Here is a 22,835-nt window from a genome sequence, read left to right on the forward strand (position 1 = left end):
GACGTCCAGTCCGATCACGTCCGCGAGCGCGAACGGCCCCATCGGATGGGCACACCCGAGCGTCATCGCCGTGTCGATGTCCTCCATCGTGGCGTAGTGGGCCGCCACCATGCGGATCGCGTCGCCCAGATACGGGAACAGCAGTGCGTTGACGATGAAGCCCGCCCGGTCGGCGCAGCGCACCGGCTGCTGCCCCGCCGCTCGCGCCAGCGCCAGCACCGTCTCGGTCGCCGCCGCCCCCGTGAGCACCGTCGGCACCACCTCGACCAGACGCATCGCCGGCGCCGGGTTGAACCAGTGCATCCCCACGACATCCCGCGGCCGGCTCGTCGCCGTGGCACATTCGATCACCGGCAGGGATGACGTGGTCGTCGCGAGCACCGCCCCCGGTCGGGCCACCTTGTCCAGATCGCTGAACAGCGCCCGTTTGACCGCCAGATCCTCGACCACGGCCTCGATGAGGATGTCGCAGTCGCCGAGATCTCCCAGGTCGGTCGTGGTCCGCAACCGGCCGAGCGCCGCCGCACGCTCGTCCTCGGTGCACCGTCCACGGGCCACCGCGGCCGCCAGCGCGGCGTCCAACCGTCCCCGCACTCCCCCGGCCGCGGCGGGATCCGCCTGGTCGGGACGGCGCACCCGCACCACCACCTCATGCCCGCTGCGCAGCAGCACCTGCGTGATCCCCAGCGCCATCGTGCCGCCGCCCACCACCCCGCACACGCGTACCGGCCGGGACGGCGGCGCTGCTACCGCTGCCGGAACTGCCGCTGCCGGTACTGCCGCTGGTGTCGGGTCGCCCGGCACCGTCCCGTTCGAGTCCGGGCCGGTGGCCGGCGGGTAGGTGTGGAAGCCCCGTCCGGACTTGCGTCCCAGCAGGCCGGCGGCGACGAGCTGGCCGAGCAGCGGCGCCGGCGCGTGGCGGCGATCGCCGGTCTGGGCGAACATCGAGTCGAGGATCTCCCGGGCGGTGTCCAGCCCGATCAGGTCGAGCAGGGCGAGCGGCCCCATCGGATGCCCGCAGCCCAGCCGCATCGCGGTGTCGATGTCGGACGCGGTGGCGAAGCGGGCCTCGGCCATCCGCACCGCGTCGTTGAGATAGCCGAACAGCAGGGCGTTCGCGATGAACCCGGCCCGGTCGGCGGTCACGACCGGTGTCTTGCCGGCCGCCTCGGCCACCTCGACCACCATCGCCAGCGCATCGGGGTCGGTCACCACCGTGCGCACCACCTCGACCAGGCGCATCACCGGCGCCGGGTTGAACCAGTGCATGCCCAGGACGCGCTGCGGTCGTCCCGTCCCGGCGGCGAGCTCCAGCACCGACAGCGAGCTGGTGTTGGTCGCGAGCACCGTGTCCGGCGCGGCCAGCTCGTCCAGCCGGGCGAGCAGTGCCGCCTTGGCCTCCAGCCGCTCCTCGACCGCCTCGATGACCAGCCCGCAGCCGCTCGTCCCCGCGGCGGCGACCGCCGCGAGATCGGTGCCAAGCCGCAGCCGGGCGACCACGGCATCGTGCCCGGCCGCATCAAGCTGGCCGTGCGCCCTGGCCCGTTCGAGCGATCGCGCCACCCGTTCACCGCCGCGGCGCAGCGCGTCGGCGTCCCGCTCGATTCCGACCACCGTGAACCCCGCCCGGGCGAGCGCCTCGGCGATCCCCGCGCCCATCGTGCCCAGTCCCACGACGGCGATCGGCCGCCCCGACAACGACATCTCGGCCATGCCACGCCCCCCGCTACCGACGGTGATACCGCGGACACGCCGATCCTCCCAGGCCACCCCCGGCCCGGCCCGACGATCATCCGCCGGCGAACCACGGCCATGGTTCACGACGCCCCGGTGCGAGGCCGCGGATGCGCGGGATGCGCGGTGTCGCCGTGGGGGCGAGGGTCAGAACAGGGTGGGGATGGAGGGTTCCAGGCCGCGCAGGTCGTCATAGTCGACGACGGCGCAGCCCAGGCCGCGGTCGGCGGCGAGCAGACGGGCCTGGGGGGTGATGGACTGGGCCGCGAGGATGCCCCGCACCGGTCGCGGCAGTGCCGGATCATCACGCAGCCGGGCCAGGTAGCGGGTGAGCTGCTCGACTCCGTCGATCTCACCCTTGCGCTTGATCTCGACGGCGACCGTGGAGCCGTCGAGATCGCGGCAGAGCAGGTCCACGGGACCGATGCCGGTCTCGTACTCCCGGCGGACCAGGGTGAGCCCGGGTGCGATCGCGTCCGGACGGTCGGCCAGCAGGACCTGCAGGTGCGCCTCGACGCCGTCCTTGCGCAGACCGGGGTCGATTCCCAGCTCATGGCTGGAGTCGTGGAGCACGTCCTCGATGGTGATGATGAGCTGTTCGGACGCCTTGTTGCTCACCCGCCACACGCCGGGCTCCTCGGCGATGACGCAGGGCGGGCTCATCCAGTTCAGCGGTTTGTACGCTCGGCCATCCGCGTGGATGGACACCGAACCGTCCGCCTTGACCAGCACGAGCCGTACCGCGCTTGGCAGATGGGCGGTGAGCCGCCCGACGTAGTCGACGCTGCACCGAGCGATCACCAACCGCATGCGGTCACGGTACCGTGCCCGATCCGGCACCCTGCCCGACCCCCGACCGCCAGCGGTCGTCCGGCGCCCGCCGAACGCCCACGACAGACCAGCGACAGGACCGTCAGGAAGATCCCCCGGCGGAGGGCTTCGCGGCGCCGCGGTGGTGTTGGAGCACCAGGTCGTCGAGCAACGCCCGGCGCCCGGCGTAGCGCTGGCCCAGGGCCTGTGCCTTCTCGGCGCCCAGCCGCGCCAGCCGGACGGGGTCGGAGTTGTCCTGCATGTCGGCGTGTTTGACGACGACGGCCAGCGGGTCGGCGGCGACCCGGGCCAGATAGTCGCGCATGGGCTCGTCCGGACGATGCGAGAGCGCGTCCACCGCGGCGACGACCGGGGTTGGATATCCGGCCGCGGTCAGGTGTTCCAGCGTGATCTCGCTGTCCTCGACGACGTCATGCAGGATCGCGGCGAACTGGGCGGCCAGGGGGTCGACCCCGGCCGGTCCGGCGGTGCGGGACACCGTCTCCATGACCCGACGGGGATGGCCGATGTACTCGTCACCGGCCTTGTCCCGTTGCCCGGCGTGCATCCGGGTCGCCAGCGCCACCGCGTCCTCGAGCGAGGGCACCGCCGGAGCAGCCGTGGTGGAGGTGGCAGGGGTGCCGTCAGGAGGACTCGAGCCCATGAGCTGACCGTACGACCTCCAGGATGTTCAGGATGATGGCGTCCAGCTCGAAGTCACGGGGAGTGAAGACGCCGGCCACGCCGAGTCGGGTCAGGCGTTGTGCGTCGGCCGCCGGGATGATGCCCCCGACGATCACCGGTAGGTCGCCGGCACCAGCGGCCCGCAGCCCGCCGATCACCTCCGTCGCCAGGTCCAGATGGGCACCGGAGAGGATGGACAGGCCCACCACGTGGACGTCCTCCTCGATCGCCGCGGCCACGATCTGCGCCGGCGTCAACCGGATGCCCTGGTAGATCACTTCGAATCCGGCGTCACGGGCCCGCACCGCGATCTGTTCGGCGCCGTTGGAGTGCCCGTCCAGACCGGGCTTGCCGATCAGCAGCCGGACCGGCCGCCCCAGCTCGGCCCGGGTGCGCACGACCAGCTCACGCACCTCGTCCGCCCGCGAACGTCCCCCCGCTCCCACCTCACCCCCGCTGGACGGGACACCTGCCGTGGACGACGTGCCTGCCGTGGACGACGTGCCTGGTGTGGACGAGCCGCCTGCCGTGGACGACGTGCCTGGGGCGATGGTGCGGGTGGCGCCGGCGACGCCGGTCGGGGCGCGGTACTCGCCGAAGATCTCACGAAGAGTGTCAGTCCACTCGCCAGTGGTCACCCCGGCGCGGACGCAGGCCAGGGTGGCGGGCATCAGGTTCGCGGTGGTCGCGGCGGCGGCGCGCAGCTCGAGCAGGGTCGCGCGGACGGCGGCCGCGTCCCGTCCGGCCCGCCAGGCGGCGACGGCACGCTGCGCCGCCTTCTCGGCCTCGGGGTCGACCGGCTGGATCGCCGCGTCCAGCTCGGCGAGCAGTGGGTTCGGCTCGGTCTCGGTGAACCTGTTCACGCCGACGACGACCTGGGTACCATCCTCGATCCGGGCCCGGCGGTCGGCCTGGGCGGACACCATCGCCGACTTCAGGTAGCCGCTTTCCACGGCGGCCACCGCGCCCCCCATCGCCTGCACCCGGTCGATCTCCGCGCGGGCGCTGGCGACCAGCTCGTCCACCCGGGCCGCCACGACGACCGAGCCCTCGAAGAGATCCTCATGCTCGAGCAGATCGGTCTCGTGCGCGAGGATCTGCTGGATGCGCAGCGACCACTGCTGGTCCCACGGCCGGGGCAGGCCCAGCGCCTCGTTCCAGGCCGGTAGCTGCAACGCGCGGCAGCGGGCGTTCTTCGACAGTGTCACCCCGAGGGTCTCCAGCACGATCCGGATGATGTTGTTCTCCGGCTGTGCCTCGGTCAGGCCGAGCGAGTTGACCTGCACGCCGTAGCGGAACCGGCGGGCGGCTGGGTCGGTCACCCCGTAGCGGGTGCGCAGCAGCTCGTCCCAGAGGGCGACGAACGCGCGCATCTTGCACAGTTCCTCGACGAACCGCTCGCCGGCGTTGACGAAGAAGGACACCCGCCGGCAGACCTCGCTCATCCGCTCCGGCGTGCCGATACCCGCGGCGGCCACCGCGTCCAGCACGGCGATCGCCGAGCAGATCGAGAAGGCGAGCTCCTGCACCGGGGTGGCGCCGGCTTCCTGGAGGTGGTAGCTGCAGATGTTGATCGGGTTCCAGCGCGGCAGTTCCGTGACCGCGTACGCGATGACGTCGGTGACCAGGCGCAGGGACGGCCCGGGTGGGAAGACATACGTCCCGCGGGAGAGGTACTCCTTGATGATGTCGTTCTGGGTGGTGCCGGCGAGCTGCGCCGGGTCGGCGCCCTGCTCCTGCGCGACGATCTGGTAGAGCGCCAGCAGCCACATCGCCGTGGCATTGATCGTCATGGACGTGTTCATCCGCGCCAGCGGGATCTCGTCGAACAGCTGGCGCAGGTCACCCAGATGCGCGATCGGCACGCCCACCCGGCCGACCTCACCGCGGGCCAGCGGATGGTCCGGGTCATAGCCCGTCTGGGTGGGTAGGTCGAAGGCGACCGACAGGCCGGTCTGCCCCTTGGCCAGGTTGCGCCGGTAGAGCGCGTTGCTGCGCGCCGCGCTCGAATGCCCCGCGTAGGTCCGAAAGATCCAGGGCCGGTCCCGAGCCGCTGCCGCCGACTCCACTGGTGTCATCGCCGCGGCCTCATTTCCGAGCGGGCCGCGCCGGCGGCCGGGGACGGACGTGTTCCCGCCCCGGCCGAGCGGACGGCGGGCGAGGGCATGAGATTACGACCACACGCCCCGCCGGCGCTCACCGAACGTCCATACCCCGCTACCCGCTCAGGCGCCGATGCAGGGCTGCAGCGAACCCTTCCAGACGTCCACCAGGGCCTTGGGGATGCTGTCGCAGGCTCCGGCGCCGTGGCTCACGATCGTCCAGGGCCCGGACCCGATCCGGCGCCACACATGCGGATCGGCCGGCGGGCTGGCGGCACCGGCGACGTTGATCCGGCCGATCGCCCAGTACTGGTCCTGCGCGGCGTCCACACCCTCGACCGCACCGAAGTACATGCCCTCCACCACCGTCACCTGCGCGGCGGTGACGGTGGTGGAGGGGTCGGTCTCCTTGATCTCGGCCGCCACGGTGAACTGCAGGGCCAGGCGGAGCGCCGCCGGGTTCGGTTCGGAGTTGAGCACCATCTGGTGTGCCGCGCCCGGACTGCGCGTGGCCGCCCAGGACGGCGTCCCCTGCACCGGGCTGAGCTCGGCCACGGGCGTCTGACCGGTCGCGGTGTCGCCGGCGGACTGGTCACGATCGGCGGTGACGAACCCGATCCCCACGCCGAGCACGATCGCGACGACGAACGCCACGATCACCACGACGGGCCGCAGCTCACGCGCCCCGAGCAGCCCCATGGGCCGCGCGCCGCGTTCGCTGGCGATATCCACCTGCGCGGGCACCTCCACGTCCTGCACGCCTCCGTCCAACCTCCACCGTGCCGTGACCGGCGAGCCGCCACCCGTAGGCCGAACCCGATCAGCACGTACCCGGCAAGCATGCCCCATCCGACGGGCGCACGGCAGGCAGGCACACCCTGGATGACACACCGCTTTCCCTTGGGTTCGATCCGCTTACCAGACGATCGGATCGCACCATCGCCATCATCCTCCGCAGCCAGCGAAACACCGCACGATTCGCCGACCCGGCCGCGAGGCTGCGGCCGCGTGCGTCCAGACGCGGTCCACCGACCACCAGATGCGGCCAGGTCGCGGGGACGGATCGGCCCGCATCGGTCGGGAACCCGCCGACCGGTGCGAACGTCTGGGACGATGGACGGCGGGCCGGGCGAGCCACGCCAGGCCGGACGGGCCGCCTCGGAGCAGCGGGGCGTCGGGAGGTGTCGGGCGGCCGTGAACACGGCGGAGTTCCTCATCGGGCCGACGGTGCTGGTGGTGGTACTGGGGCTGCTGCTGATCGCGGCGCGGTGGGCGAGCACTCCGCTGCGGGCCCTGCCCCGCGGTATCCCGCTCGGTCACGACTTCGGGCTGCTCGTGCCCGTCGCCATCGTCGACACCCCGGCCGAGGTGACCCTCGCCCAGGCGGTCCTGTGCACCCAGGGCATCCGCTCCACGTGGGCGATGGCGATGACCCCGCTGCACATCGACGCGTCCGGCAACATCCTGTCCCGCCCGCGCCACCGCCGCCACGTGCTCGTCTTCGGCGTGGACGCCGCCCGCGCCACCCACACCCTGCACCCGCCCCGCGGCGGCCAGCTCCCCTACGCCTGACCTCGGGGCGCCGGCCCTCCCACCCGAGCGGCGGACGAGTGGATGACCGGTGGCACCTTCAGGCGACCGCGCGGTCCCGGACGCGGGTGATGTCGGCGCCCAACGCCCGCAGATCCTCGACGAAATGGGCGTAGCCGCGGTCGATGTGGTGCACCTCGGTCACCTCGGTGACCCCGTCGGCGACCAGACCCGCGAGCACCAGGGCAGCCCCCGCCCGCACGTCCGAGGCCATCACCCGCGTACCGGTCAGCCGAGCGGCCGGGCGCACGACGACGTGATGGCCGTCGGTACGCAGATCGGCGCCCAGCGTGTGCAGCTCCCGGCAGAACACGAACCGACTGTCGAACACGTTCTCGGTGATCAGCGACGTGCCGGAGCTGATCGCCTCCAACGCGATCACCTGCGGCAGCAGATCCGTCGGGAACCCCGGGTACGGCAGGGTCATCACATCGATCGAACGCGGCCGCTCCGACCCCGCCACCCGAAACCCGTCCCCGCGCACGTCGACCCGCGCGCCGGCCTCGACCAGCTTCTCCAACACGATCGCGAGATGCTCCACCCGACCGCCACGGATCAGCACGTCCCCGCCGGTCATCAGCGCGCCGACCGCGTACGTCCCGGCGACGATCCGATCCGCCACCGTCTCGTGCTCCACGGCGGACAGCCCGTCCACCCCGTCCACCACGAGCGTGGACGACCCCGCCCCACCGATCTGCGCCCCCATCGCCGTCAGCATCGCGCACAGATCTGCGATCTCCGGCTCGCGCGCGGCGTTGTCGATGACGGTCGTGCCCTTCGCCAGCACCGCCGCCATCACCAGGTTCTCGGTGGCGCCGACGCTGGGAAAGTCCAGCCAGATCGACGCCCCCTGCAACCGCCCGTCGGTGCGCGCGACGAGCACCCCGTCCTCCACGTCCACCACCGCACCCAGCTGGGTCAGCCCGTTGACGTGGATGTCCAGGGCCCGCGACCCGATCGCGTCCCCGCCGGGCAGCGCCACCCGGGCCTCACCGCGGCGCGCCACCAACGGCCCGAGCACCGCCACGGACGCCCGGATGCGCCGCACCAGATCCCCATCGGCGGCTCCCCCGGCGTCCTCGGGCATGTCGATGCACAACCGCCCGCCCGCCGCGCCGCCCCCCGAGGGTTTCTCCCACTCCCGGTGCCGGCTCACGGTGGCACCCAGCCCCGTGAGCACGTCCGCCATCACCGTCACGTCAAGGATGTCGGGGACGGCCGTCAGGACCGTCCGGCCGGGAGCCAACAGACTCGCGGCCATCAACTTCAGCACCGAGTTCTTCGCACCCGGAACGGCGACCTCACCGATCAACCGGGTGCCGCCAGTCACCACGAAGCGTTCCACGGATCTCGATGCTAGGTCCTGGCCGGAAGATCTTCACCGGCCCCCACCACTTTGACCACAAGCACACCTAGTAATCGCCTTGTCCCCCAGCGCCCTCCGCCAGGACCGACACCCCGTCGTGCACCCGCACGAACGCCTCATCCCGGCCCACCAGCGCGTCCGCCACCCGCACCGCGAACACCCCCTCGAACCGTGTCCGCACCTCGCCGGTCGAAAGCCAGCCGACCTCCGACGCCTCCTCCGTGCTGGCGGCGACCGTCTCGCCCTCGGCCGCGCAGAGGAACACCATCGCCACCACCGCCCGCGGCAGATTCAGATACACACCGGTGAGCCGTAGGGGTCGGACGAGCAGACCGGTCTCCTCCGCGATCTCCCGCCGCACCCCGTCGTGGATCGACTCGTCCCGCTCGAGCACGCCACCCGGAATCTGCCATTCCCCGGTATCCCGCCGCCTGATCCCAAGAACGTCCCCGTTCGCACGAAGCACCACGCCCGCTACGCTCACCGAATGCATGCACGGAACGTACTCTTTGTCTCACAGAAGTCGACGTGACCGACACGCTGCCCGAACGGCTGGCACGACTTCCAGCCGAGACCCATCCCTCGTTCGGGACCGCGGCCCGCGCGCTGCTGTCCGAGCCAGCGGCGGGCGATGACGCGTTGACCGCCGCGGTCGACAACTCCGACCTTCCGGAGCAGACCCGGTTCAACGCCTTCTACTGCCTACAGGTGCGAGCCTGGCGGCGCCGGGATCATAGACGCCACCGAGCAAACACCGACCGCTACCAGTCCGCCTTCGGCGAGCACCCGATGTTCTACTTTCTCCAGGCCGAGTACTACGCCACGCTCGACGACGAGCCCGCCAACCTGGACGCCGCCCTCACCTTCGCGGTGGAGGCCGTCACGCGTCTGCCGGGAGTGCCCGGCGTCCTTCACCTCGCCGCACAGATCATCGCGGACCGCCACGAACGCGAGCCGGAACAGGATCGACGCCCGCTCCTTGACGCCGAGCGCTATATCCGTCAGGCGATCGCGCTCAGCGAGGGTGGCTACCCTCGCTATCACGCCACCCATGCGCGCATCGCGACATTACGCGGCTCCTTCGCCGCCGCCCGCGCGAGCATCGCTCGGGCCATTGAGGACGAGGACAGCGCAGGCGCCGAATACCCCCTGCGCATGGGCGATTATCAGATCATTCGCGCCCGCATCCAGTACGCCCAGGAGGCTGAGCGCCTCGCCGAACGGCAGGAGGCTGCCGTACGGGAACTCCGCCAGGTTCGCGGCCAGGTCCTGGAGATCATGGGCCTGCTGGCCGCCGTGATCGCCTTCATCACAACGGCGGCCACCATCGCAGCCGGGCAGCCCGCGAGGCCGGCCGCCGGGCTGCTGACCCTTGCCGGCGGGGTGACGCTGCTGGTCTTCTGGGGATTCCATGTGCTGATCAGCGGATCGTCCGGCCATGCGTCAACGAGCCAACGCCTCGCACCAGCGGTCATCGGTCTGATACTCCTGCTGGCGGGGTTCGTCATGACTGCGTGGGGGCCGGCGGATGCGGGTGGTGCAGTGCGTCAGCAGGTCGGACAAGACGCACAATGAGGATGTGGCCGGTGCCCGGCGGGCCGCCGTCTGGGTGATCGACGGTGCGAGCCAGCTGGGCGATCACACCCTGGTGGAGGGCCGTTCCCCGGCGGCCTGGCTCGCCGCGACAGCCAGCGCCTATCTGGCCCGGACGCCCTGGGCGGAGTCCGGGCGGCCCATACGTGACGTCGTACGTGAGCTCATCCTGTATGTCCGCGAAGCCGGTCGACACGCGGGGCTGGCCGATGCCGCCGGCTTTCCCAGCGCGAACCCTCAGCCTCGTGCGCCTGGTGCACGACCACCTCGAACTCTGCCTGCTCGGAGACAGTCCTGCTCTCGTGCGGCCGCCTTCGTCGACCCGCAGTTCGACGGCGCGGAGGAACGGCTGCTCGACGCGGTCCGCGCGGAGCTTGATCGTGGTGTCGCACCCGCGACCGTCTATGCCCGAGCCCAGGCCACCAACCGGGAACGCCGAATCCAGCGCAACACCCCGGCGGGACTCTGGGTGCTGGCGGACGTCCCCGAGGCCGCCGAGCACGCGTTCGTCACCACGGTGCCGATCACATCCGGGATGGAGCTGGTGGTGATGTCCGACGGCTTCGCCCGGGCACTGCATCCCTTCGGTCTGGTCACCGATACCGACGCGTTGCTGGACGAGATCGCCGCCGGGCGGGCGGAGGCTCTGCTCGACCGACTCCGAACGGCGGAACGAGCCGACTCCGCCCGAGTGGCCTTCCCGCGATTCAGTATCAGCGACGACGCGACCATGCTGCACGCCCGGCTGTCCCGGACGGACTGACGGCCCCGCGCGTCGGGCCGGCCCGCTTCCTAGACTGGGGGCATGGCGGTACACCTGACCCGGATCTACACCCGTACCGGTGACGACGGGACGACGGCGCTCGGTGACATGTCCCGGGTGGCGAAGACGGATCCGCGGCTGGCCGCCTACGCCGACGTCGACGAGGCGAACGCGGCGATCGGCGTGGCGCTGGCCCTCGGCGGGCTGGCGGACGAGGTGCGCACCGTGCTCGGGCAGGTCCAGAACGACCTGTTCGACGTCGGCGCCGACCTGTGCACCCCGGTCGTGGCGGACCCGCCCTATCCGCCGCTGCGGATCACCGAGGGCTATGTCGACCGGCTGGAGGAGGCCTGCGACCGGTTCAACGCCGATCTGCCGAAGCTCGCCTCGTTCATCCTCCCCGGTGGGACGCCGGGTGCCGCTCTGCTGCACACCGCCCGCACGGTCGCCCGGCGGGCCGAGCGGTCGGTCTGGGCGCTGCTCGAGGCCGACCCGGAGCACACCGGTCCCCTGCCGGCCCGTTACCTCAACCGGCTCTCGGACCTTCTGTTCATCCTCGCCCGCATCGCGAACCCCGGCGGCGACATCCTCTGGCGACCCGCCGCCCACGCCTGATCCCCGGGTGGACGTGCGACGGGCGCGTCCCCGTCGTGCGAGGAACGCGCCCGTGAGATACCCGACCGGCTGACGTGAGCCAGCCGGTCGGAACCGCCAGCCGCCCAGCTGACCGGGACGGCCAGCCGATCCAGGCGGTGGTCAGCTGTTCGGTGTGGCGGTCAACTGCTCAGAGTGGCGGTTTCGGCCAGGATGCTGACGCCGGAGTGGGTGACGGAGATGAAGCCACCGTCGACCGCCGCGGAGATCTCCTGACCGCCGGTCTTCACCCGGACGGTGCCACCGGGGGCCAGGACCCCCAGCAGCGGCACGTGGCCGGGCAGTACACCGAGGTCACCGTCGGTGGTGCGGGCGATCACCATGTCGGCGTCGCCGGACCACACCTCCTGCTCGGGCGAGACGATCGCGACCCGGATGGGCATCAGAGGTTCTCGGCGTTCTTCTCGGCTTCCTCGATACCACCGCACATGAAGAACGCCTGCTCGGGCAGGTGGTCGAAGTCGCCCTGGGTGAGCCGCTTGAACGAGTCGATCGTCTCGTCCAGCGGGACGAACTTGCCGGGGATGTTGGTGAACTGCTCCGCGACGAAGAACGGCTGCGACAGGAACCGCTGGATACGACGGGCCCGGTTGACGAGGATCTTGTCCTCTTCGGAGAGCTCGTCGATGCCGAGGATGGCGATGATGTCCTGGAGGTCCTTGTAGCGCTGCAGGATGCGCTGGACCTCGCGGGCGGTGTCGTAGTGCTCCTGCCCGATGTAGCGCGGGTCGAGGATGCGGGAGTTGGAGTCCAGCGGGCTGACCGCGGGGTAGATACCGAGGTCGGAGATCGACCGGTCGAGCACCGTCTGGGCGTCGAGGTGGGTGAACGTCGTCGCCGGCGCCGGGTCGGTCAGGTCGTCCGCGGGGACGTAGATCGCCTGCAGCGAGGTGATCGAGTGACCGCGGGTGGAGGTGATCCGCTCCTGCAGGACGCCCATCTCGTCGGCCAGGGTGGGCTGGTAGCCCACGGCCGACGGCATCCGGCCGAGCAGGGTCGACACCTCGGAACCGGCCTGGGTGAACCGGAAGATGTTGTCGATGAACAGCAGCACGTCCTGCTTCTGGACATCGCGGAAGTACTCGGCCATGGTGAGGGCGCCCAACGCCACCCGCAGCCGGGTGCCGGGCGGCTCGTCCATCTGGCCGAACACCAGGGCGGTGTCCTCGATGACGCCGGCCTCGGTCATCTCCAGGAACAGGTCGTTGCCCTCGCGGGTGCGCTCGCCGACCCCGGCGAACACCGACACGCCACCGAACTCCTTGGCGACCCGGCGGATCATCTCCTGGATGATGACGGTCTTGCCGACGCCCGCACCGCCGAACAGGCCGATCTTGCCACCGCGCACGTACGGGGCGAGCAGGTCGATGACCTTGATGCCGGTGGTGAACATCTCGGTCTTCGACTCGAGCTGGTCGAACGCCGGGGCCGAGCGGTGGATCGGCCAGCGGGTCTCCGCGTCGACCTTGTCGACGTCGAGCGGGGTGCCGAGCACGTTGAACACGTGCCCCTTGGTGGCATCGCCGACCGGAACGGAGATCGGGGCTCCGGTGTCGCGCACGGGTGCGCCGCGCACGAGGCCGTCGGTCTGCTGCATCGAGATGGCCCGCACGGTGTTGTCACCGATGTGCTGGGCGACCTCGAGGGTCAGTGTCAGGGTCTGGCCGCCGATTGTGCGGTCGACCTCGAGTGCCTGATAGATCTCGGGGAGCTCGTCTGGTGCGAACTCCACGTCGACGACCGGTCCGATGACTCGGGCGACCCGGCCGACTCCCGGGGCCCGGCCCTCCGCCGCAGCCGGCGAGCTGGTGGTGACGGTCATGGCGTCCTCAGTTTCCCATCGTTGCCCGTCGCCGCAGCCTCGGGCTAGCCGTTCTCTGGCACCTGGGGCACTGCGCCGGCGCGGCGGGCTCGTCCCAGCCCGCTACACCGGCGCCGTACCGTCTTACAACGTTGCGATCGTTCCGTTAGTGCCGGTTGCCGGCCCGAAGGTGATCAGCCGGCCGAGGCAAGGGCGTTCGCCCCACCGACGATCTCGGAGATCTCCTGGGTGATGGCGTCCTGCCGGGCCCGGTTGGCCAGGCGGCTGTAGATCCGGGCGAGGTCCTCGGCGTTGTCCGTGGCCGACTTCATCGCCCGCTGCCGCGCGGCGGACTCCGACGCGGCCGATTCCAGCAGCGCCGCGTAGAGCCGGCTTTCGACGTACCGGGGCAGCAGCGCGTCGAGCACCGCCTCGGCCGACGGCTCGAACTCGTACTGGGGCAGCGGCGTGCCGGAGGACGAGGCGGGGGCCGCCCCGTCCGACTCGCCGAGCGCCTTCGGCAGCAGCCGGTTCGCGACGGCCGTCTGGGTCAGCGCCGAGACGTACTCGGTGTGCACCAGGTGGATCTCGTCGACCCCGCCGTCCTCGCCGCCGGCGACGAACGACGAGATCAGCGCGTCGGCGACCGACTTGGCGTCGGCGTAGGACGGCTGCTCGGAGAACCCGGTGTACTCGCCGTTGATCGTGCGGCCGCGGAAGCGGTAGTACCCGACTCCCTTACGGCCGACGACGTGCAGCTCGATGTCCTTGCCCTCGGCGCGCAGCGTCTCGGTGAGCTCACCCGCCCGCTTGAGCGCGTTCGAGCTGTACCCGCCGGCCAGACCACGGTCGCTGGTGACCACGACGACCGCGACCCGGGTGGGGTTCTCCCGGCCGGTGGTCAGCGGGTGGCTGGTCGTCGACTGCGACGCCACCGCCTCGATCACCCGGGTGATCTCCTCGGCGTACGGACGGGCCGCCGCGACCCGGGCTCGCGCCTTGGCGATCCGGGAGGCGGCGATCAGCTCCATCGCCTTGGTGATCTTCTTCGTCGACTGCACCGAGCGGATGCGCCGCCGGTACTCACGAAGCTGCCCCGCCACGGATCAGCCCTCGTTCCGGGCCAGCGGCTGCCCGTCGGCCAGCGTGAACTGGTTCTTGAAGGTGGCGATGGCCGTCTCGAGCGAGGAGACCGTGTCGTCCCCGAGCTTGCCGGTGGCGATGATCGAATCGAAGATCGTGCCGTGCGAGCGGCCGACGTAGTCGAGGAACTCCCGCTCGAACCGGCGGATCTCGCCCACCGGCACGTCGTCGAGCTTGCCGGTGGTGCCGGCCCAGAGCGACACGACCTGCCGCTCGCTGGCGTACGGCTGGTTCTGCGGCTGCTTGAGCAGCTCGACCAGCCGCGCACCCCGGGCCAGCTGGTCCCGGGAGGCCTTGTCCAGGTCGGAACCGAAGGCGGAGAACGCCTCCAGCTCGCGGTACTGGGCGAGGTCCAGGCGCAGCCGGCCGGCGACGGACTTCATCGCCTTGGTCTGCGCGGACCCGCCGACCCGCGACACCGAGGTGCCGACGTTGATGGCCGGACGGACACCCTGGTTGAACAGGTCCGACTCCAGGAAGACCTGGCCGTCGGTGATCGAGATGACGTTCGTCGGGATGTAGGCCGAGATGTCGCTGGCCTTCGTCTCGATGATCGGCAGCCCGGTCAGCGATCCGCCGCCCAGCTCGTCGGACAGCTTCGCGCAGCGCTCCAGCAGACGGGAGTGCAGGTAGAACACGTCGCCGGGGTATGCCTCACGGCCCGGCGGGCGGCGCAGCAGCAGCGAGATCGCCCGGTACGCCTCGGCCTGCTTGGACAGGTCGTCGAACACGATCAGCGCGTGCTGGCCGTTGTACATCCAGTGCTGGGCGATCGCCGAACCCGAGTAGGGGGCGATGTACTTGAAGCCGGCCGGCTCGTCCGCGGGGGCGGCGACGATGGTGGTGTAGGCCAGCGCGCCGGCCTCCTCCAGGGTGTTCACCACCTCGCGGATGGTCGACTTCTTCTGGCCGATGGCCACGTAGACGCACTTGACCTGGCGCTTCGGGTCGCCGGATTCCCAGTTGTCACGCTGGTTGATGATCGCGTCGATGGCCACCGTGGTCTTGCCGGTCTGCCGGTCACCGATGATCAGCTGGCGCTGGCCGCGGCCGATGGCGGTCATGGCGTCGATCGCCTTGATGCCGGTCTGCAGCGGCTCCTTGACCGGCTGGCGCTGGACGACCGTCGGCGCCTGCAGCTCGAGGGCACGGGTGCCCTCGAGCTGGATCTCGCCGAGGCCGTCGATCGGCCGCCCGAGCGGGTCGACCACGCGGCCGAGGAAGCCGTCGCCGACCGGGACCGCGAGGATCTCGCCGGTGCGGCGGACCTCCTGGCCCTCCTGGATGTGCTCGGCGTCGCCGAGGATGACGCTACCGATCTCGCCGACCTCGAGGTTCAGCGCGAGACCGAGCACGCCGCCCTGGAACTCGAGCAGCTCGTTGGTCATCGTGTGCGGCAGACCCTCGACCCGGGCGATTCCGTCGCCGGTGACGACGACCCGGCCGACCTCCTCCCGACCGGCGGAGGTGGCCTGGAAGGAGTCGACGTACTCCCGTAGGGCGTCGCGGATCTCCTCCGGCCGGATGGAGAGCTCAGTCATCGCTTACGTCCTTCGTCGTGCATCGCTGGCGGGGTTCGTCGCTGGCAGGGTTCGTCGCAGGCAGGTTCATGATCGCCACGGCGACTACCGGAGCATCGCCCGGCGCGCGGCGACCAGACGGCGCAACACGCTGCCGTCGACCACCTCGTCACCGACCTGTACCACGACCCCGCCGAGCAGCGTGGGATCGAGGTCTACCTGGAGTTGGATCTGGCGACCGAAGTACCGGCTGACGGCGGCGCCCAGCCGGGTGACCACCTCGTCGGACAGCGGCACCGCCGAACGGACGACCGCGACGACCCGGTCCCGGCGGGCCGCGGCGATCCGGCTGAAGTCAGCCAGGCGCCGTTCGACATCGCCGTGCACCCGGTCGGCCGCGGCCTGCTCGGCGAGCTTGAGGGTCACCGGATGGGCCCGCCCGGACAGCAGGCGGGCCAGCAGCCCGTTCTTGAGCTCCGTGGGCGCGGCCGGGTCGGTGAGGGCGAGCGCGAGCTGCGAGTTCTGACCGAGAATCCGACCGAACCGGAACAGCTCGTCCTCGACCTCCTCCAACGCCCCGTCCCGTTCGGCCTCGACCAGCAGCGCCTCGACGCTCAGCTCGAGCAGCGCGAAGCGCAGATCGGTCTGCCGCGACCAGCGGGCGCTGACCGCGGCCTGCACGATGGTCAGGCTCGCGGAGGCGAGCTGACCAGCGAACAGCCGGGCCGCCAGGTCGGTGCGGGCCGCGACCGGCGCGCCGGGGTCGGTGAACGCCCGGCGCACGGTCGGTTCACGGCCAAGCAGCGCGGCGACGGAGCGCAGGTCCGCGGCGACCCGCGCGGCATCGGCGGCGCTGGCCGCGGTGACGCCGACCGGAGTCGCCATCACCTGGTCGAGGGTGGCCCGGGCGGCGGCGAGGCCATGCCTGCTGGCTCCCTCCACCGTCAGCCCCCCGGCCCGACCGGCGCGGCGGTGCTACCCGCGGCCGAGTTGTCCAGCGCGGCGATGAAATCGTCGATCAGCCGGCTCTGGGTGGTCGTGCTCTCCACCTGGTAGCCCACGATCTTCGACGCCAGTTCGACGGCGAGGTCCCCGACTTCCCGACGAACCTGGGCGACGATCTGTGCCCGGTCGGCCGCGAGCTGGGCATCGGCTCGCGCCCGCAGTTCGATGATCTCCCGCTGGGCCTCGTCCCGGAGACCCGCGGTGATCTGCAGACCTTCGCTGCGCGCTTCGTCCCGGATGCGCGCTGCTTCGGCCCTGGCCTCGGCGAGCTGGGCGCGGTACTCCTCCAGCAGCGCCTGTGCCTCACGCTGTGCCGCCTCGGCGCGGGCCAGCCCACCCTCGATGCGGTCGGTGCGCTCCTGATAGACCTTCGAGACCTGCGGGCGGATCTTCCAGAAGAAGAAGGCCACCAGCAGCCCGAACGCCAGCGTGCCGATGATCAGTTCGCTCAGCGGCGGGATCAGGACGTTCTCGTCATGGCCACCACTCTCGGTGGCGGCAGACACAAGGGCAACTGTCAAAGACATGATCGCTCCCCCGGTTTACGGGAAGACGAAGGGAACGACGAAGCCGATGAGCGCGAGGGCCTCGGCCAGCGCGAATCCGATCAGCATGTACCGGAAGGCCACCTGCTCCGCCTCGGGCTGGCGCGCGATCGCCTGGACGCCGAGACCGAAGATGAGGCCGATGCCGATACCCGGGCCGATGGCGGCCAGACCATAGGCGACTGCGCCGAGGCTGCCGGTGACGGCATCCTTCGAGGCCAGGACGTTGGTGACTTCGAGCACGGACACGGTGCTTTCCTATTCAGTCAGGCACCGGGCTCGCCGGTGCAGGTATAGAGAGAGGAGGGAAATCAGGCGTGTGCCGCCGCGGGCACGCCCACCGGGGCGTGCTCGGCGAGATCCTCGGACGGAGCGACCTCGTGCTCTCCGTGCGCCATCGCGCCACCGATGTAGGCGGCGGTGAGGATGGTGATGATGTAGGCCTGGAGAGCGTCGATGACAAGCTCGAACGCCGTGAGGACAATCGCCACGAGCAGCGACGCGACACCGAAGACAAAGGGAGGCTTGGGCAGCAGGTAGTCCGCGCCCAGGGAGAAGACCAGCAGCAGGAGGTGCCCCGCGAACATGTTCGCGAACAACCGGATGGCCAGCGTGAACGGCCGCACGATCAGGGTCGACAGGACCTCGATCGGAGCCAGCAGCACCCGGATGAACAGTGGCGCCGTCGGCGCCGGGTCGACCATCTCCTTGAAGTACGCACCCGCACCGTTGGCCTTGATACCGGCGTAGTTGAACATCACGTAGGTGATGACCGCGAGGACCATCGGCACCGCGACCCGTGACGTCGCCGGGAACTGGGCCCCCGGGATCACCGCGAGCGAGTTCGCGACCAGCACGAAGCTGAACAGGACCAGCAGGTAGGGCGTGTACCGCGCTCCCTTCTCGCCGATCACACCGCGGGCGATCTGGGTGTCGACGAAGTCGTAGGCGGACTCGCACAGGTTCTGCAGACCGCGGGGTATGATCCTAGCTTGACGGAAACCCAGCCAGAAGATCACACCGACGAACAGCGCGGCGAAGATCGTGAGACCGGTCGCCTTGTTGAGGTACAGATGTACGGAACCGACCTCGATGTCAAACCAGTGCGGGGTCTGAAAGACCTCCTTCGTGGGTCCTTCGAAGCCCTCATCAGCGAGGACCGGCACGACTGACACCTCCATGATCGATTAGGTAAGGCACCCACGGCTCAGCGAGCTTGCCGTGCCGGCGGCAGATTGCCCCCACCCTACCGGGTTCGCACGACACGCCCACACCGAAGAACGACTCGTAGTCAACCGGCGGTAGCGCGTCGAAGGACGCCCCGGCGCACCCGAACCCTGATGGGTGTCGACCGCCCGACGTCCTGTTGACCGCGATACTATCCACACCCACGCGCCGCAGGCACGAACTCGCTTCGAGGTTCATCCTGGCTCATGCGCGCGTTGTCCGCAGGTTTCGCTCCGTTGATGAAGATTCCACATTGCGTGACCACCTTATGACGTCGCGTTCGGGCGGCTGCCCGAACGCAGGTCGCTGGTCGACCTGGTGGCGGGGTGGACGCACGGTGCTGCCGGCTCACCCTCATCCTCACCTTCACCCCCTCCCACCTGGTTGTGCCGCTTTGACGGCCCTGGCGGCCCCGCCTGGCCTTGTCGGCCATGCCTGACCCTGCGCTCCTAACCGCCCTCGCGACACGTGCTGGCTGCCCCACTCTCTCCGATCCCGACCCCGCCGTCGATGACCCAGGAGGTCATGACGAAGCGGGCGTACCGGTTCGCGCTGGTCGTTCGCCACGGAATTTCTCGTGACCGGCCGGACCGCGACAAATCGGACCGGCAGCACCCATCGAACAGCCGACAATGCCCAGCAACCAGGTCCCTCGGGCAGGAACGGTCGGGTCCATTCGGAACGCCGCGGTCGGGACCATCGCAACGTTACGACAGGCCACGCGGCCGGCTGGCACCTCATTAGCGAGCAAAAAGTGCATTGCACCCTTGACGTTCCGAGTTCCGCGGCCTCATGGTTCCGCACCGTCAGGAATCCACCTGGTCACGGTCCCACAGCGCGATCACGATCCCACACCGCCCGTGCCGGGCAGCGCCTGGCCGCCGCTGTGTCAGCGCCTGGTCAGGCGGTAGATCACGAGGTACATGGCCGCACCGATGCCGATCGCGAGGCCGATCGGCAGAAACAGACCGTCGAACCCGAGCAGGCGATCAGCGCCGAAGCCGACCGCACCCCAGAAGCCCAGGCCCGCGGCCAACGTCCCGAAGATGTTCCAGGCCTCGCCCGGATGCTGCGTGCTCCCCCGCGGGGCCGCCGGCCCTGGTGGTCGCCGTGGCCCTCGAAGCGACCCACCCCGGCCCGCTGCCCCACCACCATCACCTGAGGTGACACCGGACCGCGGTTGCGGTGGACTGGCACCTTCGGGCCGTCCGGGACCGTTGCCAGGGTTCTCGCCAACACCGGATCCGCCGGGCCGGGCGGCATCAGCACCGTTGCCGGTCCTGGCGTTCAGATCGAGGTCGGGATCGGGATCGGGTGTCATCAAGGTGGGTGGGCGACGGCTGGTATCCCAGGCACCCGGCCGCTGGGGATCGTAGAACGGCACCCGGGTGTGGGTGGCGACCCAGAGCTCCGCACCCATCCAGACGAACACGCCGACGAAGATCGACCAGGCGAACGCCGGCAGATCGAGCGTGTCGGTGTCCTGAATCGCGAGCAGCAGCCCCCCGAGCAGGCCGATTTTCAGCGCGTAGGTGCCAAGCGCCGCCGGCAGCAGATGGTGCGGGGCGCGGCGGGCGACCGCACCGACGGCAAGTTTCGAGATGCTGAAGAACGCCACCACGATGGCCAGACCCACCACGACGCTTACCACCCCGGTGCCCCCACGCAGCGCCGCGGCGAGGGCGATCGCGGGCACCGCGAGGGCGACGGTGAGCACAAGCCCCAGCCGGATCACCCGGGCGGCCGGCACGATCATGCCTTCGCCGATCTCTGCGTGCTGACCAGCAGGGCGAGCAGCGCCGCGAGCCCCACCCCGACCGTGGCCACGAGGATCGGCAGTGGCGAGGCGGAGAACGACGCCGCGACACCACCGAATCCCACGAGAGCCGCCCAGAAATACATGAACAGAACCGCCCTCACGTGCGAGTTGCCGATTTCGAGCATCCGGTGATGAAGGTGCATCTTGTCGGCCGCGAACGGCGACCGCCCCGCCCGGGTCCGCCGGATCACCGCAAGCCCCAGGTCCAGGAACGGAACCGCGAGGACTGCCAGCGGTATCGCGAGCGGTATCAGGGACGGATACGACCGGGAGGGCCCAGCGTATCCCCCGTAGGCCACCTGGCCGGTCACGGAGATCATCGAGGCGGCCGAAAGCAGACCGATCAGCATCGAGCCCGAGTCGCCCATGAACAGCCGGGCGGGATTGAAGTTGTGTGGCAGGAAACCGACGCACACCCCCGCGGTGACGGCCGCCAGCAGCGCCGCCGGGGACGCCCGGTAGAACCCGTCGATCACCGCGATCTCGTAGGCGAAATAGAACGTCGCCAGCGACGCGATCGCCGCCACGCCGGCGGCCAGTCCGTCCAGACCGTCGATGAAGTTCATCGCGTTGATGAGCACCACCGTGGCCAGAATCGACAGTGGGACCGCCGTTTCCGGGCCAAGACTCAGTGTGATCTCACTGTCCCGGTTGATCGCGAACGACCACTGGACGCCGAGCAGCACCATGATGCCCGCCACGGTGAACTGACCGGCGAGTTTGGTCAGCGAATCAAGGTCCCACCGGTCGTCGGCGACCCCGAGCAGGCAGATCAGCGTCCCAGCGACCAGCACGGCCCGGGTCTCGGACCAGTCCTGCGAGACGACGGACAGGAACGGCAGCCGGTCCGCCACCTCCAGGCCCGCGTACAGACCCGCGAGCATCGCGAGGCCACCGAGCCGGGGCGTCGGGGTGGCGTGCACGTCCCGGGCGCGCACCCCGGCGACGGCGCCGATCCGCAGGGCGAACGCCCGAGCCAGCGGCGTGGCCAGGAAGGTCACCGCCGCCGAGACCACGAAGACCAGGAGGTACTCGCGCACCGTTCGAAATCTCCTACTGTTCGTGGATCTACCAGGATCTCACCTGGATCTGACGGACCTTGTGTGGAGGGACGTGGCGTCGGTGGACCCGGGGTGGTCGGTGGACCTGGGATAGGCGGGATGCTGGGTGACCAGCGCGGACACCGCTGCCCGTATCTCGCCTGCGGCGTCCGGCTCGCGCAGCGCCCGGCCGATCAGCGTGGCGATCTCCTTCATCTCACCGGAGCCCATACCCTGGGTCGTCACCGCTGGCGTGCCGACGCGGATCCCCGAGGAGATCGCGGGTGGCTGCGGGTCGAACGGGATCGCGTTCTTGTTCAACGTGATGCCCGCGGCGTCGCACCGGGTCTCCGCATCCCGCCCGCTGACATCGAGTTCGCGCAGGTCAAGCAGGGCAAGATGAGTGTCGGTGCCGCCGCCGACCGGACGGATGCCCTCCGCCCGCAACGCCTCGGTCAACGTCTGGGCGTTCGCGACGACCTGACGAGCGTACCGCCCGTAGTCCGGTGTCGCGGCCTCACGCAGTGCCACGGCCTTCGCCGCGACGGCGTGCATCAGCGGCCCGCCCTGGCTGAACGGGAACACCGCCTTGTCGATCCGGCCGGCGAGCTCCTCACGGGCCAGGATCGTGCCGCCCCGCGGGCCGCGCAGCACCTTGTGCGTGGTGAAACTGACGACGTCCGCGTAGGGCACCGGGCTCGGGATCGCCCCGCCGGCCACCAGGCCGATGAAGTGGGCCGCGTCGACCATCAGCCAGGCACCGACCTCGTCGGCGATCGACCGGAACGCGGCGAAGTCGATCAGCCGCGGGTACGCCGTCGCCCCACAAATGATCATCTTGGGGCGGTGCTGCCGGGCCAGGTCGCGAACCTGGTCGTAGTCGATGAGCTCGGTGTCCTCCCGCACGCCGTAGGCCACGACGTCGAACCACTTCCCCGAGAAACTGACCTTGCTGCCGTGGGTGAGGTGCCCGCCATGCGGCAGCGACATCGCCAGCACGGTGTCACCGGGGGTCAACAGCGCCGCGTACACCGCGAAGTTCGCCGACGCACCGGAATGCGGCTGCAGGTTCGCGTGCTCCGCGCCGAACAGCTCCTTCGCGCGCGCGATCCCGATCTCCTCGGCCCGGTCCACCACCTGACATCCGCCGTAGTACCGCCGGCCGGGGTAGCCCTCGGCGTACTTGTTCGACAGGGTCGATCCCAGCGCGGCGAGCACCGCCGGTGAGGTGAAGTTCTCGCTCGCGATCAGCTGTAGCCCACCGCGCAGGCGGGCCAGCTCGTCCAGCACCACCCCGGCGATCTCCGGATCGGTACCAGCCAGCTCATCGAAGTCGGGCCCCCAGAACAACGCGCTCATGACGTGGCTACCTCCCGTATGACCGGCCTGTGCTCCTATGTCCTGCCTGTGCCCTGACGTCCGCCCGTACGTGCGTGTAC

General features: G+C 70.3%; 21 protein-coding genes and 1 pseudogene. 4 read left to right on the plus strand and 18 right to left on the minus strand.

Annotation, left to right across the window (positions count from 1 at the left end; all coding sequences use genetic code 11):
- The 5 genes from G6R24_RS03360 to G6R24_RS03380 all read right to left on the minus strand — a co-directional run.
- The coding region (locus G6R24_RS03360) for a 3-hydroxyacyl-CoA dehydrogenase family protein (RefSeq protein WP_420840650.1) at window positions 1–1,704 on the minus strand (1,704 nt) is incomplete at its 3' end.
- Window positions 1,705–1,881: 177 nt separating this feature from the next.
- Window positions 1,882–2,544 carry an endonuclease NucS gene (nucS, locus tag G6R24_RS03365; RefSeq protein ID WP_163547699.1) on the minus strand — a complete coding sequence of 221 codons (663 nt, stop codon included), beginning with the start codon at window positions 2,542–2,544 and terminating at the stop codon, window positions 1,882–1,884.
- Between the two features lie 103 nt (window positions 2,545–2,647).
- The gene (locus G6R24_RS03370; protein ID WP_163547700.1) at window positions 2,648–3,208 is read right to left on the minus strand and encodes an HD domain-containing protein; all 561 of its coding nucleotides are present in this window, start codon (window positions 3,206–3,208) and stop codon (window positions 2,648–2,650) included.
- On the minus strand, window positions 3,189–5,306 hold the full coding sequence (locus G6R24_RS03375) for a protein meaA (protein WP_163547701.1): 2,118 nt from the start codon (window positions 5,304–5,306) through the stop codon (window positions 3,189–3,191). The genes G6R24_RS03370 and G6R24_RS03375 overlap by 20 nt, the downstream gene beginning before the upstream one ends.
- A 147-nt stretch (window positions 5,307–5,453) precedes the next feature.
- Complete coding sequence (locus G6R24_RS03380) at window positions 5,454–6,089, minus strand: hypothetical protein (RefSeq protein ID WP_225438069.1); 636 nt, start codon at window positions 6,087–6,089, stop codon at window positions 5,454–5,456.
- A gap of 435 nt (window positions 6,090–6,524) precedes the next feature.
- Here G6R24_RS03380 and G6R24_RS03385 point away from each other — a divergent pair, with 435 nt between their 5' ends.
- Window positions 6,525–6,902 carry a hypothetical protein gene (locus tag G6R24_RS03385; RefSeq protein ID WP_225438070.1) on the plus strand — a complete coding sequence of 126 codons (378 nt, stop codon included), beginning with the start codon at window positions 6,525–6,527 and terminating at the stop codon, window positions 6,900–6,902.
- A 58-nt stretch (window positions 6,903–6,960) separates the two neighbouring features.
- Here G6R24_RS03385 and murA read toward each other — a convergent pair whose 3' ends face one another.
- Window positions 6,961–8,265 carry a UDP-N-acetylglucosamine 1-carboxyvinyltransferase gene (murA, locus tag G6R24_RS03390; RefSeq protein ID WP_225438071.1) on the minus strand — a complete coding sequence of 435 codons (1,305 nt, stop codon included), beginning with the start codon at window positions 8,263–8,265 and terminating at the stop codon, window positions 6,961–6,963.
- 67 nt (window positions 8,266–8,332) lie between these two features.
- Window positions 8,333–8,779 (minus strand): NUDIX hydrolase, encoded by a 447-nt coding sequence (locus G6R24_RS03395; RefSeq protein ID WP_163547702.1) that lies wholly within the window; start codon window positions 8,777–8,779, stop codon window positions 8,333–8,335.
- A gap of 35 nt (window positions 8,780–8,814) precedes the next feature.
- On the opposite strand from G6R24_RS03395, the gene G6R24_RS03400 reads away from it, so the two are divergent.
- Genes G6R24_RS03400 through G6R24_RS03410 form a run of 3 tightly spaced genes read left to right on the plus strand, consistent with a single transcriptional unit; the run spans window position 8,815 to window position 11,257 of the window.
- Window positions 8,815–9,861: a hypothetical protein gene (locus tag G6R24_RS03400; RefSeq protein WP_163547703.1), complete on the plus strand. Its 1,047-nt coding sequence runs from the start codon at window positions 8,815–8,817 to the stop codon at window positions 9,859–9,861.
- Window positions 9,862–9,865: 4 nt separating this feature from the next.
- Window positions 9,866–10,642, plus strand: a complete 777-nt coding sequence (locus tag G6R24_RS03405) for a hypothetical protein (protein ID WP_225438072.1) — start codon at window positions 9,866–9,868, stop codon at window positions 10,640–10,642.
- 42 nt (window positions 10,643–10,684) lie between these two features.
- The gene (locus tag G6R24_RS03410; RefSeq protein WP_163547704.1) at window positions 10,685–11,257 is read left to right on the plus strand and encodes a cob(I)yrinic acid a,c-diamide adenosyltransferase; all 573 of its coding nucleotides are present in this window, start codon (window positions 10,685–10,687) and stop codon (window positions 11,255–11,257) included.
- Between the two features lie 161 nt (window positions 11,258–11,418).
- Here the strand turns inward: G6R24_RS03410 and G6R24_RS03415 are convergent, their stop codons facing one another.
- The 11 genes and pseudogenes from G6R24_RS03415 to G6R24_RS03470 form a co-directional block, all read right to left on the minus strand.
- A complete protein-coding gene (locus G6R24_RS03415; protein WP_163547705.1) occupies window positions 11,419–11,679 on the minus strand; it encodes a F0F1 ATP synthase subunit epsilon in 261 nt (86 codons plus the stop codon).
- On the minus strand, window positions 11,679–13,118 hold the full coding sequence (gene atpD, locus G6R24_RS03420; protein ID WP_163547706.1) for a F0F1 ATP synthase subunit beta: 1,440 nt from the start codon (window positions 13,116–13,118) through the stop codon (window positions 11,679–11,681). Before atpD ends, G6R24_RS03415 begins: the two co-directional genes overlap by 1 nt.
- A 173-nt stretch (window positions 13,119–13,291) precedes the next feature.
- Window positions 13,292–14,200: a F0F1 ATP synthase subunit gamma gene (locus G6R24_RS03425; RefSeq protein ID WP_163547707.1), complete on the minus strand. Its 909-nt coding sequence runs from the start codon at window positions 14,198–14,200 to the stop codon at window positions 13,292–13,294.
- 21 nt (window positions 14,201–14,221) lie between these two features.
- Window positions 14,222–15,781: pseudogene (gene atpA / locus G6R24_RS03430) on the minus strand (F0F1 ATP synthase subunit alpha); the annotation flags it as partial.
- Between the two features lie 84 nt (window positions 15,782–15,865).
- The gene (locus tag G6R24_RS03435; protein WP_163547708.1) at window positions 15,866–16,702 is read right to left on the minus strand and encodes a F0F1 ATP synthase subunit delta; all 837 of its coding nucleotides are present in this window, start codon (window positions 16,700–16,702) and stop codon (window positions 15,866–15,868) included.
- A 2-nt stretch (window positions 16,703–16,704) separates the two neighbouring features.
- Window positions 16,705–17,292, minus strand: a complete 588-nt coding sequence (locus G6R24_RS03440; protein ID WP_163547709.1) for a F0F1 ATP synthase subunit B — start codon at window positions 17,290–17,292, stop codon at window positions 16,705–16,707.
- A gap of 15 nt (window positions 17,293–17,307) precedes the next feature.
- The gene (locus G6R24_RS03445) at window positions 17,308–17,559 is read right to left on the minus strand and encodes an ATP synthase subunit c family protein (protein ID WP_476695823.1); all 252 of its coding nucleotides are present in this window, start codon (window positions 17,557–17,559) and stop codon (window positions 17,308–17,310) included.
- Window positions 17,560–17,621: 62 nt separating this feature from the next.
- On the minus strand, window positions 17,622–18,491 hold the full coding sequence (gene atpB / locus G6R24_RS03450) for a F0F1 ATP synthase subunit A (RefSeq protein ID WP_163547710.1): 870 nt from the start codon (window positions 18,489–18,491) through the stop codon (window positions 17,622–17,624).
- Between the two features lie 935 nt (window positions 18,492–19,426).
- Window positions 19,427–20,293 carry a Cg1360 family ATP-synthase-associated protein gene (locus G6R24_RS21835; RefSeq protein WP_225438073.1) on the minus strand — a complete coding sequence of 289 codons (867 nt, stop codon included), beginning with the start codon at window positions 20,291–20,293 and terminating at the stop codon, window positions 19,427–19,429.
- Window positions 20,290–21,396: an MraY family glycosyltransferase gene (locus G6R24_RS03465; protein ID WP_163547711.1), complete on the minus strand. Its 1,107-nt coding sequence runs from the start codon at window positions 21,394–21,396 to the stop codon at window positions 20,290–20,292. The genes G6R24_RS21835 and G6R24_RS03465 overlap by 4 nt, the downstream gene beginning before the upstream one ends.
- 39 nt (window positions 21,397–21,435) lie before the next feature.
- On the minus strand, window positions 21,436–22,755 hold the full coding sequence (locus tag G6R24_RS03470) for a serine hydroxymethyltransferase (RefSeq protein WP_163547712.1): 1,320 nt from the start codon (window positions 22,753–22,755) through the stop codon (window positions 21,436–21,438).
- Between the last annotated feature and the right edge of the window lie 80 nt (window positions 22,756–22,835).

This window comes from Candidatus Frankia nodulisporulans, from assembly GCF_902806475.1.
GTDB lineage: Bacteria > Actinomycetota > Actinomycetes > Frankiales > Frankiaceae > Frankia > Frankia umida.